At 33.7% G+C, this 12,778-nt stretch carries 11 protein-coding genes and 3 tRNA genes; 5 read left to right on the top strand and 9 right to left on the bottom strand.

The genetic code is table 11. From position 1 onward, the window contains the following. Positions 1-42: 42 nt before the first annotated feature. The 5 genes from SUDEN_RS06245 to SUDEN_RS06225 all read right to left on the bottom strand — a co-directional run bounded on the left by SUDEN_RS06245 (position 43) and on the right by SUDEN_RS06225 (position 3,949). Positions 43-1,317 carry an HlyD family type I secretion periplasmic adaptor subunit gene (locus SUDEN_RS06245; RefSeq protein ID WP_011372821.1) on the bottom strand — a complete coding sequence of 425 codons (1,275 nt, stop codon included), beginning with the start codon at positions 1,315-1,317 and terminating at the stop codon, positions 43-45. Beyond that, positions 1,314-3,419: a type I secretion system permease/ATPase gene (locus tag SUDEN_RS06240; RefSeq protein ID WP_011372820.1), complete on the bottom strand. Its 2,106-nt coding sequence runs from the start codon at positions 3,417-3,419 to the stop codon at positions 1,314-1,316. Before SUDEN_RS06240 ends, SUDEN_RS06245 begins: the two co-directional genes overlap by 4 nt. Positions 3,420-3,679: 260 nt before the next feature. Then, positions 3,680-3,756, bottom strand: a tRNA-Met gene (locus tag SUDEN_RS06235). A 23-nt stretch (positions 3,757-3,779) separates the two neighbouring features. After that, a tRNA-Gln gene (locus tag SUDEN_RS06230) sits at positions 3,780-3,854 on the bottom strand. A gap of 18 nt (positions 3,855-3,872) precedes the next feature. Next, positions 3,873-3,949 (bottom strand) — tRNA-Met (locus tag SUDEN_RS06225). A 156-nt stretch (positions 3,950-4,105) separates the two neighbouring features. Here SUDEN_RS06225 and SUDEN_RS06220 point away from each other — a divergent pair. Continuing rightward, positions 4,106-5,134, top strand: coding sequence for a bifunctional 3,4-dihydroxy-2-butanone 4-phosphate synthase/GTP cyclohydrolase II (locus tag SUDEN_RS06220; protein WP_011372819.1), 1,029 nt, complete (start codon positions 4,106-4,108; stop codon positions 5,132-5,134). A 42-nt stretch (positions 5,135-5,176) separates the two neighbouring features. Then, complete coding sequence (locus SUDEN_RS06215; RefSeq protein WP_011372818.1) at positions 5,177-6,088, top strand: FAD:protein FMN transferase; 912 nt, start codon at positions 5,177-5,179, stop codon at positions 6,086-6,088. On the opposite strand, the gene SUDEN_RS06210 is transcribed toward SUDEN_RS06215, so the two are convergent. From SUDEN_RS06210 to SUDEN_RS06195, 4 genes are all read right to left on the bottom strand, one after another. Further along, positions 6,068-6,508 carry a hypothetical protein gene (locus SUDEN_RS06210; RefSeq protein ID WP_011372817.1) on the bottom strand — a complete coding sequence of 147 codons (441 nt, stop codon included), beginning with the start codon at positions 6,506-6,508 and terminating at the stop codon, positions 6,068-6,070. The genes SUDEN_RS06215 and SUDEN_RS06210 overlap by 21 nt on opposite strands. Continuing rightward, positions 6,492-6,965, bottom strand: a complete 474-nt coding sequence (locus SUDEN_RS06205; protein ID WP_041672261.1) for a hypothetical protein — start codon at positions 6,963-6,965, stop codon at positions 6,492-6,494. The genes SUDEN_RS06210 and SUDEN_RS06205 overlap by 17 nt, the downstream gene beginning before the upstream one ends. After that, positions 6,965-7,465 (bottom strand): FMN-binding protein, encoded by a 501-nt coding sequence (locus SUDEN_RS06200; protein ID WP_011372815.1) that lies wholly within the window; start codon positions 7,463-7,465, stop codon positions 6,965-6,967. Before SUDEN_RS06200 ends, SUDEN_RS06205 begins: the two co-directional genes overlap by 1 nt. 90 nt (positions 7,466-7,555) lie before the next feature. Beyond that, the gene (locus tag SUDEN_RS06195) at positions 7,556-8,788 is read right to left on the bottom strand and encodes a hypothetical protein (protein WP_011372814.1); all 1,233 of its coding nucleotides are present in this window, start codon (positions 8,786-8,788) and stop codon (positions 7,556-7,558) included. A gap of 163 nt (positions 8,789-8,951) precedes the next feature. Here SUDEN_RS06195 and SUDEN_RS06190 point away from each other — a divergent pair, with 163 nt between their 5' ends. From SUDEN_RS06190 to SUDEN_RS06180, 3 genes are all read left to right on the top strand, one after another. Beyond that, positions 8,952-9,671 carry a DUF695 domain-containing protein gene (locus tag SUDEN_RS06190; RefSeq protein WP_011372813.1) on the top strand — a complete coding sequence of 240 codons (720 nt, stop codon included), beginning with the start codon at positions 8,952-8,954 and terminating at the stop codon, positions 9,669-9,671. Positions 9,672-9,684: 13 nt separating this feature from the next. After that, complete coding sequence (locus SUDEN_RS06185) at positions 9,685-11,490, top strand: MFS transporter (protein ID WP_011372812.1); 1,806 nt, start codon at positions 9,685-9,687, stop codon at positions 11,488-11,490. Between the two features lie 103 nt (positions 11,491-11,593). Further along, the gene (locus SUDEN_RS06180; RefSeq protein ID WP_011372811.1) at positions 11,594-12,778 is read left to right on the top strand and encodes a saccharopine dehydrogenase family protein; all 1,185 of its coding nucleotides are present in this window, start codon (positions 11,594-11,596) and stop codon (positions 12,776-12,778) included.

Raw genomic sequence — 12,778 nt, 5'->3', positions numbered from 1 at the left:
AATTAAGACTTAAAATTATTAAATTTTTTTTTAAAATTTAACTTAATGCTCGTTTAATGCCCTTTGTTTGATGTCTTTCATCGGTTTTAACAAATAATGTAAAACAGTTCGCTTTCCAGTTAAGATATTTACATTTGCAGTCATACCGATTAAAATTGGTGAGTTTTCATCAAATTTATAATCATTTGCTCTAACTTTTATCACATAAAAGTTATTTCCTTTCTCATCAGTTGAACTGTCTGGTGAAATACCTATAAGTTTGCCTTTAACTAACCCATATTTGGATGAGTCATAAGCTGTAATTTCAATAGATACATTTTGACCAGGGTGAATATACGCTCTATCAGCGGTGTTAATTTTCGCTTCAATCATCAACTCATCATCAAGTGGAGATATCTCCGCTATCGTCTCGCCTGATTTAACAATCCCTCCAACAGTATTGTAGTTTATTTTATTTACTAGACCTTTTGTTGGGCTTGTAACACCTATCCTTACATCTCTGTCAATATCAGTTTCTATGATTTCTTCTAACTTTTTGATTTCAAGTTGAACCTCATTACTCTCTTGGAGTAGTTTAGATCTAATCTCAAACATCTTGCCCTCAATTTTTTTATTCCACTCTGCTATCTCTTTTTTTATAACAGGAATAGTATATCTTGCCTCTTCCATTTGTGTATAGAGCCTCTGCTTTGATGAGAGATTTTGCAGATACTTCTCTCTTGAGATAGCACTTTTTTTAATGAGCTCATCTTGAATTTTCATATTTTCTAACGACAAATTGTACTCTATAGATAGATTTGCTAACTTCATCTCAAACTCTTTAAGTTGGGCTTTTTTTTGAGATAACTGCTCATCAAGGACTGATATCTCCGAATCATTTTTTTTCTTCTGTCCATAGAAGATTTGTATCTCATTCTCAATAATCTGAGGGATACTTTGTATCATCTCTTTGTTAAAAGATATGCTCTCTTTGTTTTGAAGCAAAGCATTGATTCTCTCTATTTTTGCTCTAAAAGCTGTTAGTTTGATGATATTTTCTTTTTTTGAAGAGATAAAGTACTGATTTTGAATTCGAAAAAGAACTTGTCCCTCAGCAACTGCGTCTCCCTCTGCAACAAGAATATCTGTAATAATCCCACCCTCTAGATGCTGCAGTAGTCTTGTTTGTCCAGATGGTATAACTTTGCCAACTCCTTTTACGCTTTCATCTATCTCTGCAAAAGATGCCCAAATTAAAAAGAGACTCATAAAAGTAATAATAGGAAGAACAAACAGATAATAGTTCCATTTTGGCTCTTCAAGATATCTATAACTCATGCCATCTCTTTTTTTATGGGAGTTTGTAGTGCTTGAAGCACTTTGTTTTTTGGTCCATCTGCTACGATTTTACCATCATTAATCACGATAATGCGATCTACCAAATCCAGTGCAGCTAACCTATGAGTAATGACCAGAAGAGTTTTGTCTGGACTCAAACCGCCTTTGAGCTTATCAATGAGTCTCCTCTCTGACCCCATGTCAAGCCCAGTTGTAGGTTCATCTAAAATAAGCATAGGTGGATTTGGAGCTAAAGCTCTTGCCAAGCCAACTAAATGTCTCTGCCCTACAGAGAGGTTACAACCTCTCTCACCAACTTGAAGAGCGTCACCTTTGCCAGATTTTTTTATAAGATCTCCAAGTCCTATAAATGTAATAATCTCCATCATTCTTGTTTTACTAATAGGACGAAATAGTTCAATATTCTCTTTTATAGTTGCATTAAATAAAAATGGCTCTTGAGGCATAATGCCGATATTTTGTCTAATCTCAACAGGATGAATGGTTGTAATATCATGATTGTCCAGATATATTGAACCACTGGTTGGTTTGTATAGACCCATAAGAAGTTTTAAAAGAGTAGTTTTACCAGCTCCAGTTTGTCCAATGATACCTACTTTTTCACCTGGTTGGATAGTAAACGTGACACTATCAATTGATGGATGTTTGCTGTTATTAAATTTGTAAGTCACATTTTTAAACTCTATTTTTCCTTCTATTTTTCCTATGCCAGCTTCAGTAGTTGAATTATCTTCAGCAGGAAGAGAGATAAACTCATCGACTCTATCTATGGACTCACCCATCTCTTTTAGTCTTATAAGTATGCTAGATAAACTAACTATTGGAACCATGGCTCTGCTTGCAAGCATAGTAACAGCTATTAGTCCACCAACACTTAAGTTTTGATTTGATATCTCAAAGACTCCAACAATAACAACAAGAACAGTAACTAACTGAAGGATAAATTGTGAGATATTAGTTGAGAGTGCATGGAGAGATTGGATTTTTATGCCAACGCCATCAACAAAAGCTACTATGTTTCTCCATAAAAACATTCTAGTTGGTGCAGCATTACTTAGTTTTATGCTTTGTGCGCCTTGAATGGATTCAAATATAAAACTATATTTTGATTGGATGTTTTCAGAATTGTTTTTGCTTAGTTTGGAGATTGGATGTTGCATCAAAAAATTAAAAATCATGATAAGCAAAGCAGCTATAAATGGAATAACAGCAACAGTAGGTGAAATTATATAAATAACAAGTATTGCAATTAGAAAAAATGGAAAATCTATAATCTGTGTTAGAGATCTGTTTGTAAAAAAATCACGAATTTGCTGGATTTCCTTAAATAGATTTGCCTTACTCCCCGAGAGCTGTTTATCAAACTCTACATCAACAAGCATCATCTTATTCATTAGCTCCTCTTCCCAAAAAAGCCCAACTTTTTTTGAAATCCCATCAAGTATATGAGTTCTTGAATATTTTAAAATAACATCAAAAATAAGAACAAGAATAGTTCCGCTGGCTAAAACAAACAGCGTCTCATAAGCTTGATTTGGAACGACTCTGTTATATATATTCATAATGAAAAGAGGAATTGCAAGAGCAAAAACATTTATAAAAAGGGTAATAATGGCTATTTCAATGTAAGCTCTGTAGTGCGATTTCAATGGTTCATAAAACCAAGCTTTGTTCTCTGTTGATTCAAGATATTTTACATGTTGTGTATCTTTAAATATAAGAAATGCTCTCTTGTACGCTTTTAATTTTTTGATATCTATCTGTTTTTCTTTACCATCTTGTGGATCAAAAACAGTAGCTTTATCTTGAGTTTTTCTTAGAAACACTAGTGGGTTTGCTTCAGCATCAAAGATAATACTAGGCAAGAAATGTTTTGGAATTGTGTCAGCAGATATCTTTTTCTCTATAACGCTTAAGTTGAAATTTTTTAAAATCTCTTGAGCTTGCGCTGTATCAAAAGTGTTGCTATGTATAAAAAAAGCACTAAGTGTCTTAAAGCTAACATCGCCAAAGTAGAAATCTAATATATTTTTAACACACTTTAGCAGTGGGTTTTGTTCAAAACTCTCTTCTAGTGGCACCTGTTTTATTAACCTTATATCTCTATTTTATGGCATTGTATCTAAAATAAATTTAAAATTGATTTGAGGCACTTTTTAAATTTTTAAATGATAAAATAGATTTTAACAACTTCTTTAAATTTATATAGATTACAAAATGCAAACTAACTGCCGAGTGTAACTTTTAAGATGGAATAGGGGGTAAAAATGCCGAGTTACTGCCGAGTGCTTTTTTGAAGAGATTTTAAAAGAGGCTGAAAAGTCCGAGTTTATGGGGTTTTTGGTTGCGGAAATAGGATTTGAACCTATGACCTACGGGTTATGAGCCCGTCGAGCTACCGTGCTGCTCTATTCCGCGACATACCTAAAATAGGGGGTTTGTGGATGGGGATATAGGATTCGAACCTATGAATATCGGCACCAAAAGCCGAGGCCTTACCACTTGGCGAATCCCCATCATTTAAAGTAGAAAATTGGTTGCGGAAACAGGATTTGAACCTGTGACCTTCGGGTTATGAGCCCGACGAGCTACCGAACTGCTCTATTCCGCGTCATTACAAACAAATTTAATTCGTTTGTTGGAGTGGAATTATAGGCAAATAAGCTATCTTTGTCAAGTAAACCATTGTTAAATTATAAAAAGTGGTTTGAACTAAATTTAATCAACATTTATATATAATCTGCGCAATTAAAACAAAGAAGTATATATGACACCTACACAAAGAGTATTAGAGGCTATTGAAGAGATAAAACGAGGGCGAATGGTTATCATGATAGATGATGAAGATAGAGAAAATGAGGGCGATTTAGTTTATGCTTCAGCATTTTCTACTCCTGTGCATGTAAACTTTATGGCTACACATGCAAGAGGACTTATTTGTGTTGCGATAAACAGATCTATTGCAACAAGACTTGCATTAAACCCGATGGTAAGCTCAAACACATCTTCTTATGAGACAGCATTTACGGTCTCTGTTGATGCAAAAAATGCGCTCACTGGTATATCTGCTGGAGAGAGAGACGATACTATTAAGATTTTGGCAAATCCTATAAGTCATGCAGATGAGCTTGTAAAACCTGGGCATATATTTCCTCTTATAGCAAAAGACGGTGGAACGCTTGTTAGAACTGGACATACTGAAGGCTCTGTTGATTTGTGTCGTTTAGCTGGGCTTAGTGAGTCAGCTGTTATATGCGAGATAATAAAAGAAGATGGCACTATGGCTCGTCGTGATGATCTTGATATATTTGGAGAGAAACATAACCTTAAAACAGTTTTTATCTCTGATATAGTTGAGTATCGTCTTGCTAATGAGAGGCTTGTAAGTGAAGCTAGTGTTGAGGAGATAGAATTTTTTGATACGAAAGTTAAAAAACACACTTTTTTAGATCACGATAAGATAGAACACACTGCGATTGTTTTTCATAAAATTACATCAGTAGCAAATGTAAGAGTTCATAATGTTATACCAGATATAGAACTTTTACTAAATCAAAAAAAATACCACAACCTTATCTCTTCCATAGAGTATCTAAAACAAAACAGTGGAGTTCTTATCTTTATAAATAAGCCAACACACAACGATAACGCTGCGATGAAAGAGTTTGGAATAGGGGCTCAGATACTTAAGTCTTTTGGTATCTCAAAGATGAATCTTCTCTCATCTTCTAGCCATACTGAATTTGTAGGGCTTAGTGGATTTGCTTTAGAGATAAATGAAATTATAGATATTTAGCACATTTTTTAGACCTTGAAACTTCTTTTTTTACTCTTATCTATGTTTTGGCTCCTAGAAGCCAAAACAACTTCTCGTACACAAGTTATAATGTCCACTTTCATAACAATAAAAACCGATAAAAAAAACGAAAAATACATTGAAGATGGTTTTGAAATTATGAAAAGTGTAGATATGTCTCTCTCTTCATATAACAAAGACGCAAAAGTTTTTCTATTAAATAAAAATCTACATGTATCTTTAGATGCTTATTTATACGAGGCGCTATCTTTATGTAAATATTACTATAAAGTAAGTTATGGCTATTTTGATATAACAGTTGGCTCAATTACAAAAGATTTGTATAGATTTGGCGAGGATGAAAGGGTTGCAAGTGCTTCGGAGTTAAAGAGTGCTAAAATTGATTTTAATGCTCTTAAGTTTAATGAAAAAGAGGCGTTTATAGAAGATGGGATGAAAGTAGATTTGGGTGGTATGGGAAAAGGTTTTGGTGTCCAAAAAGTAGCAGACTATTTAAAGAAAATGCAAGTAGATGATGCGATAATCTCTGCAAGTGGAGATATAAGATGTTTATCTACATGTAAGATAGAGGTTCAAAACCCCTTTGATGAAGAGTCTAGACTACTCTCATTTGAGACACTTAAAAGTGATATGGGTATCTCAACGAGTGGAAACTACAATAGATATATTTTATCAAAAGAGAATAATCATCTAATTGATCCAAAAGCGAAAAAACCACAAATGCTTTTTGCCTCTATAACGCTTATAAGTTCTCTCTCTAGCGCTTCTTTAGATGCTTATGCAACGGCTGCCTCTGTTATGCCAACAAATAAAGCGTATGAGTTTTTAGATACTCTTGATGTCGCTTATATCATTGTGCAGAGTGATAAAGAGATAGTAATAAGTAAAAATATAGCTTCATACGTAAAAAATCTATCTAATTTTTCTAAATAAAAGCCATAAAATAAAGAGTGTTAGAGCTAAAAAAAGGAAAAAAAAGAGTAGTTTTATATATGCAAAAAACCACCATCCGCTAATAATCATAAATGGTGCAAAAATCTCTAAAAAAGCAGTGGCAAAAGTAGCATAAATCAGTATTAAAAAAACTCTTCTGCTCTTTAGGTTTGTAAATACTAAAAAGTGTAAAAGAACCATTGTCAAGAGTCCAAATACAAAGATATGTGGCAAAACAATCTTTAAGATTCCAGCAGCACTCTGAGCTGGAATAAACTTCTCTTCATTTCCGATATAGTACTCCAAAACAGAGTTATAGCTAAATCCGATTTTGTGCTCAAAGAGCATCACAGCACTAAAAATTAGAAGTAAAGAAAATAGTAAATAGTAAAAAATTGAGAGTTTATACGCTTGTTGCATTTAGTTTCCACAGAGCATATAAAATCATATATAAAGCAATAGCGTGCCAGAAAAAATATGTTATGACATATATATTTGTAAAAAAGTTTGATAGATAAAAAGCAAGAGGAAGTGAGATGAGTGAAGCGATAGCACTGAGCATTAGTGCATTTGTTAAAATGGCTCTGCTTCTGTTTGCAACTCTTATAAAAATCGAGCTAAGAGTTAGTAAAATCATCATGATAAAGAAAATTTGAGTGTGCCAAAACTCTAAAAATGAGGCTTCATTTATAGCGTCTATATATAACTCTTCATTCCCAAAGAGTGTTGAGTTTACTCCATCAAAGCTAATCCCAAAACTTGACTTTAAAACAAAAATATCAGAGATAAGATAAATAAGTATAAAAAGAAGGAAGCCTCGTAAAATAAGGCTCATAGGACTATTTTTTTGGATATTTTTTATAACAGTAAATTTCACTATTTGCCTTTAAGCATTTCTTTATAGATAGCGAGAGCTTTTTTGGAACCGTCTATTATGTTTTTTGCACTCATGGTTGCCCCTGTAGTATTTGGCACATCGCCTGTGCTACTAAGCTGTAAAACCCACTTTTTTGATGGTAAATACTCCATAGGCTCATTAAAAGCTACAATCTCAATACTTTTTAAAGTTGATTCGTCGGAAATAACATATAAAACGACAGCATTTTTAGAGCGTACTTTTTCATTTATAAGAATCCCATAGCCTAGAGTAGTACTATTTTTTGTAGCTTTAAATACTTTAACAATGTTGGTAGATAATTTTGTTTTTGATTCTTGTTGTATTTTTTGTGCTTGAGCGTTTGTAAGCAATAAATTTTCTTCACTAATTGTTGCTTCGGGTCCATAATTTTTCTGCATAGCTTCTGCTGGAAGTATAAGTAGTTTGGCACTTAAAGGAAGTGCCAAAAATATGAGAAAAAAAAGTGAAATATGCTTCATGATGATGTCGTCCCTAATTTTCTTTGATTGTATAAAATAATTTTTTTTTTGTCAATGCGCTGTGTCAATAACAGCGCAAAATAAAATATTTTAAAATATAAAGCCCATAGAAAGACTAAAAGTATCTGAATCAACGCTTCCCTGACTCTGCATTGCATAATCAGCTTTTAGAACAACCTGAGAATGAGGAAAATAGTTTATACCAAATGTTGTAGTTTTAATTGCATCTAATGAGCTGCCGTCTGTTAACTCATATGCTGGATTTACGCTCTCGTACTGTATAAAAACTGGAAGTTTATCTTCTGATGATATAAATGAAAACATGTCATAACTTAAATTTAAAAAGCCACCCTTAGCTTTTTTTTGAGAAAGAATACCTGCAAGTTCCAAAGCCTCTGAACGATTTGCTATGGAGTATGTACCATAACTTCTAAACGCCCCAACACTATAATCCGCATGAACATCAAAAATATTAATATCAGAATCTGCATAAGCAGAGGCACCTACCAATAATCCATTTACACCTGTATAGTCAATTCTTGCGACTACTCCTAGTTCAGGATTATTGTTTGTTAGAGAGCCACCTCTTGCATCTCTAAGCCAGTTTTTATCATTGTCTATTGATGAATCAAGTGAAGTTATTCCAGCAATTTTGTATTTAAAATCTTCAGTAATATCTCCATAGAGCATAATGCCGCTCTCATTCCATGTTGATGGAATCAAATATTTTGCAGTTAATGGTCTTTGTACGGTGTTGAAAAGTGTTGGTTCATGTCTTTCATTTATAAGACCCATTGGCATAAGCATATTTCCAACTCGTATATTTGCATTTTTATTTAATAGAAAATCAAGATACATAAATTCAACAATTACTTCTCCTCCCTCCGAAGTACCATTGTTGTTTTCAACACCACCATGCTCAAACTCAAGCTCTGCATTTAAAATAATGTTATCAGAAAACTTGTAACCTATATATGGAACAAATCTGTAAACATCTACCTTTGAAGAATTACCACTATCTGAATTAGTATGGGAATAATACATTTCTCCGTAACCACCAATACTAAGTGGAGATTTTGAATAATAGACTTTTGATGCTGCCGCGCCCAATCCACTATGTGAAGCCTCAGTATCAACCGTTGTGTAGTTAAACCCTGTTTGAAGGTTGCTAGTTTCGTTTGTTAGAATCTTAGTCTGCTCACGAAGATCCGCTATTTCTTGTTTTAACTCCAAAATATCTGAAGCGGTATCTGCAGAAAGTGTAGAGGATAATATCAGGGCTGCTGCCAAACTAAGCTGTGTTTTGTTTGTAAAAAATCTCATGTTAATTCCTTTGATGATTACGATAATTCATATCATAATTAATTTTGAGAATTGTAATAAAAAAATCTTAATCTTACATTAAAACGATAATCATTATCGATAAAATTAATCTTTATTTTTTAATCTTGGCTATAATTAAATAAAAATAAAACCAAAGAGAAATATGAGAGAATTTTTTAATAGAGTTGAAGATGGAATTTTAGTAGCGATAGAAGCTGATGTAGAGATAGAGTCTCAAAAAGAGTTATATCCTTGGCTTTGCAGTATCTTTGTAAAGTTTGGAAATATTAGTGAAAACTTTGATAGTTTTGAAGTTTTTTTTGAGACTAAAGAGTCTCTTATCGTTGCGCTAGAACACGAAAACAGAGCGGTATATGCAGGTTCTAGAGTAAAAGATGATTGGAATGAGTTCTATTTTTATGCAAAAGATGCAAAAAAATTAGAGACAATCATTTCAAAAATGCTCAAAGAGAGCGGGTACAAATATGAAAGCAGTGTTGTAAAAGATGCAAAATGGGATTTTTATCAGCATAATCTTTTCCCAAGTGAATTAGAATTTTGCCATATTGAGAGTGATAAGATAATCTTTTTACTTCAAGAAGAGGGTGATAAACTTGACGTTAAAAGGGATGTAGAGCATTACGCCTCTTTTGATACAGCTACTCAAAAAGAGAGGTTTGTTGCAAATGCTCTTCTTTGCGGATTTGAGTTTAAAGATGATGTTAGCAGTGAAGAGTTTGACCATGGAGTGGCACTTGTAAAAGAGCATACTATACAAAACGATGAAGTAAAAAACGTTGTTGAAGAGCTTTATGAGTTAATCAAAAAAGAGCATGGGTATTATGAGGGCTGGAGTACTACATTAGCTAACCAAGATAGCTAAAGAGTAAAAAAATATGTTTAAAATAGTAGGTATTATAAACTATCTTTTTGTGGTTTTTTTAAATGCTTTTACGGATTTAGGGCATAAAATAATCATCCAAAATACTGTTTTTAAAACTTATGAAGGATCAGAGCAGATAATATTTACCGCAGTTGTAAACGCTCTTATTCTGCTTCCATTTATCCTTGCCTTTTCTCCCTCTGGATTTTTAGCAGATAGATTTGCAAAAAATATCATCATGAAGTACTCAGCGCTTCTAGCTGTATTTATAACACTTTTAATTACATACTCATATTATCAAGGTTGGTTTTTTACAGCTTTTGCTCTGACATTTTTACTTGCACTTCAAAGCGCAATCTATGGACCAGCAAAATATGGCTATATAAAAGAACTAGTTGGCGTTAAATATATAAGTGCTGGAAATGGTGCCATTCAAGCCACAACCACCGCCGCAATTTTGCTTGGAATCATTTTTTATACCGTTTTATTTGAGATGCTCTTAGGGGATAATTTTTCTACCAAAGAAGATATTTTACATGTAATTGCACCGCTTGGATGGCTTTTAGTTCTTGGCTCGGTTGTTGAGTATATTTTGGCTTCAAAACTGCCAAATAAGATGATAGAAGCGACTAAGAGAGAGTTTGTCTTTAAGAGATATATTAGAGGCGAATATCTCAAGAAAAATATGATTATGATAATGAGAAAAAAAGAGATTTTTGATGCAATCATAGCGCTTAGTCTTTTTTGGTCTATTTCTCAAGTTGTTTTAGCAATTTTTGGAGAGTATGCAAAGGGTAAGCTCGGTATTACAAATGCCATAACAGTTCAAGGTGTTATGGCACTGGCTGTTTTGGGTATAGTTTTTGGCTCAGTAATTGCAGCAAATTTATCAAAGTATTATGTAAATATGGGCTTATCGGCTCTTAGCGCTTTTGGTATAGCTGTGGTGCTATTTTTTATTCCACATACTTCATCCATAACTCTTTTATCCTTAGAGTTTATATTTTTTGGACTCTTCAGTGGAGTCTTGATAGTTCCGCTAAACGCAAAAATACAACTCTTATCTCCAAACATACATTTAGGTACAATTTTGGCAGGAAATAATTTTATACAGACTCTTTTTATGTTTGCTTTTTTGATGTTAACAACAATTTTCGCCTATTTTGGAGTAGATGCAACATCTCTTTTTTATCTGATGATGATAACTGGAGTTTATCTAAGTATTAAACTATTTAAAAGATACTTTGTTATGAGTTTTTGGGCATTTTTTGAACTTCTTTTTAGGATTAGATATAAGTTTAACTATGTCGGACTTGAAAATGTTGAGCCTAGTGGAGCTATTATGCTTATAGGCAATCATGTAAGTTGGATTGACTGGTTTATATTACAGCTTCCGCTTGAGAGACGTATTAGCTACATTATAGACAAAGATATCTATAAGCATAAACTTTTAAACTGGGCATTTAAGTTGGCAGAACTTATTCCTGTATCGCAAAGAGCGTCAAAAAATTCGTTTGTTGAAACCTCAATGAAATTAAAAAATGGTAAAATAGTAGCCATATTTCCAGAGGGTGAAATATCTAGAAGTTCTGATGTATCAAAATTTTATAGAGGTTATGAGTTTATCGATAGAAGTGGAAGTGTAATAGTTCCTTTTTATATCGATGGAGTTTTTGGCAGTCTTTTTGCAAGACATAAAGGCGATGCAAGAAGATGTTTTTTGAAAAAAAGAGAGATAACTCTCTATTTTGGAGAGCCAATAACTGGGACGATAACCCCAGAAGAGCTTAGAGAGATGGTAGTAAATTTAAAATGTTAATTAATCTGACGCTTTATGCGTCAAGCTTTAGTGCCATAGCGGCTAGCGTAGTCAATCAAAACTCGTTTTGATTGGCGTGATATTAGTAAAAAAGGATGTAGATTTGAGAACAACATTAATAATAGGCGCAGGCGGAGTAAGTCGCGTTGTTGTATATAAATGTGTACAAAACGCGGATGTTTTTGGAAAAATAGTTTTGGCAAGTAGAACACTTAAAAAGTGTCAAGATATAAAAGATGAACTGCCAAATGCAGATATTGAGGTGGCTTCTGTTAATGCTGACTCCACAGAAGAGGTAATAAAACTTATAAACTCATGTAAGCCGAGCATAGTTATAAATGTTGCTCTTCCATACCAAGATTTAACTATTATGGATGCTTGTATCGCAACAAAAACACCATATCTTGATACTGCAAACTATGAGCATCCAGATGAGGCTAAGTTTGAGTATAAACTTCAATGGGCAAGAGATGAGAAGTTTAAAGAAGCTGGAATTATGGGACTTTTGGGAAGTGGTTTTGACCCAGGGGCTACAAACGTATTTTGTGCTTATGCTCAGAAACACTACTTTGATGAGATTCATACTATAGATATTTTGGATTGTAATGCAGGGGATCACGGTTACGCTTTTGCAACAAATTTCAACCCTGAGATAAATCTTCGTGAAGTTAGTGCAAACGGCAGATATTGGGAAAATGGAAAATGGATAGAGACTGCACCGCTTGAAATTATGCAAGTTTGGGACTATCCTGAAGTCGGCCCAAAAGATAGTTATCTGCTCTACCATGAAGAGATGGAATCACTTGTAAAACACATAAAAGGTCTAAAAAGAATTAGATTTTTTATGACATTTGGACAGAGTTACATAAAACATATGGAAGTTTTACAAAATGTAGGGATGCTTGGAATTGAACCTGTTGAGCATAAGGGTATGATGATAACCCCGATAGAATTTTTAAAAACACTTCTGCCTGACCCTGCGTCACTTGGTCCTCGCACAAAAGGTAAAACAAATATCGGCATTGTTGCAGAGGGCATTAAAGATGGCAAAAAAAGAAAAATCTATATCTATCAAGTAAAAGAGCATGAAGAGTGCTTTGCTGAGACTAACTCTCAAGGAGTTTCATACACAACAGGTGTTCCAGCCATGATAGGTGCAAAACTTATGCTAAAAGGTATCTGGAATGGAGTTGGAGTCTTTAATATGGAACAGATGAATCCAGATCCGTTTATGGAGGAGATGAACACACAAGGTCTTCCTTGGCAGATAAAAGAGTTAGAGGTATAG

The sequence above is a fragment of the Sulfurimonas denitrificans DSM 1251 genome (assembly GCF_000012965.1).
Classification (GTDB): Bacteria; Campylobacterota; Campylobacteria; order Campylobacterales; family Sulfurimonadaceae; genus Sulfurimonas; species Sulfurimonas denitrificans.
The sequence above is the reverse complement of the archived record's forward strand: the minus strand, read 5'-3'. Positions and strand labels throughout refer to the sequence as shown.

Coding starts and splice junctions, on each gene's coding strand:
- SUDEN_RS06245 (WP_011372821.1), bottom strand. CDS start 1,317: ATGAGTTATAGATATCTTGAAGAGCCAAAATGGAACTATTATCTGTTT.
- SUDEN_RS06220 (WP_011372819.1), top strand. CDS start 4,106: ATGACACCTACACAAAGAGTATTAGAGGCTATTGAAGAGATAAAACGA.
- SUDEN_RS06215 (WP_011372818.1), top strand. CDS start 5,177: ATGTTTTGGCTCCTAGAAGCCAAAACAACTTCTCGTACACAAGTTATA.
- SUDEN_RS06210 (WP_011372817.1), bottom strand. CDS start 6,508: ATGCAACAAGCGTATAAACTCTCAATTTTTTACTATTTACTATTTTCT.
- SUDEN_RS06200 (WP_011372815.1), bottom strand. CDS start 7,465: ATGAAGCATATTTCACTTTTTTTTCTCATATTTTTGGCACTTCCTTTA.
- SUDEN_RS06195 (WP_011372814.1), bottom strand. CDS start 8,788: ATGAGATTTTTTACAAACAAAACACAGCTTAGTTTGGCAGCAGCCCTG.
- SUDEN_RS06190 (WP_011372813.1), top strand. CDS start 8,952: ATGAGAGAATTTTTTAATAGAGTTGAAGATGGAATTTTAGTAGCGATA.
- SUDEN_RS06185 (WP_011372812.1), top strand. CDS start 9,685: ATGTTTAAAATAGTAGGTATTATAAACTATCTTTTTGTGGTTTTTTTA.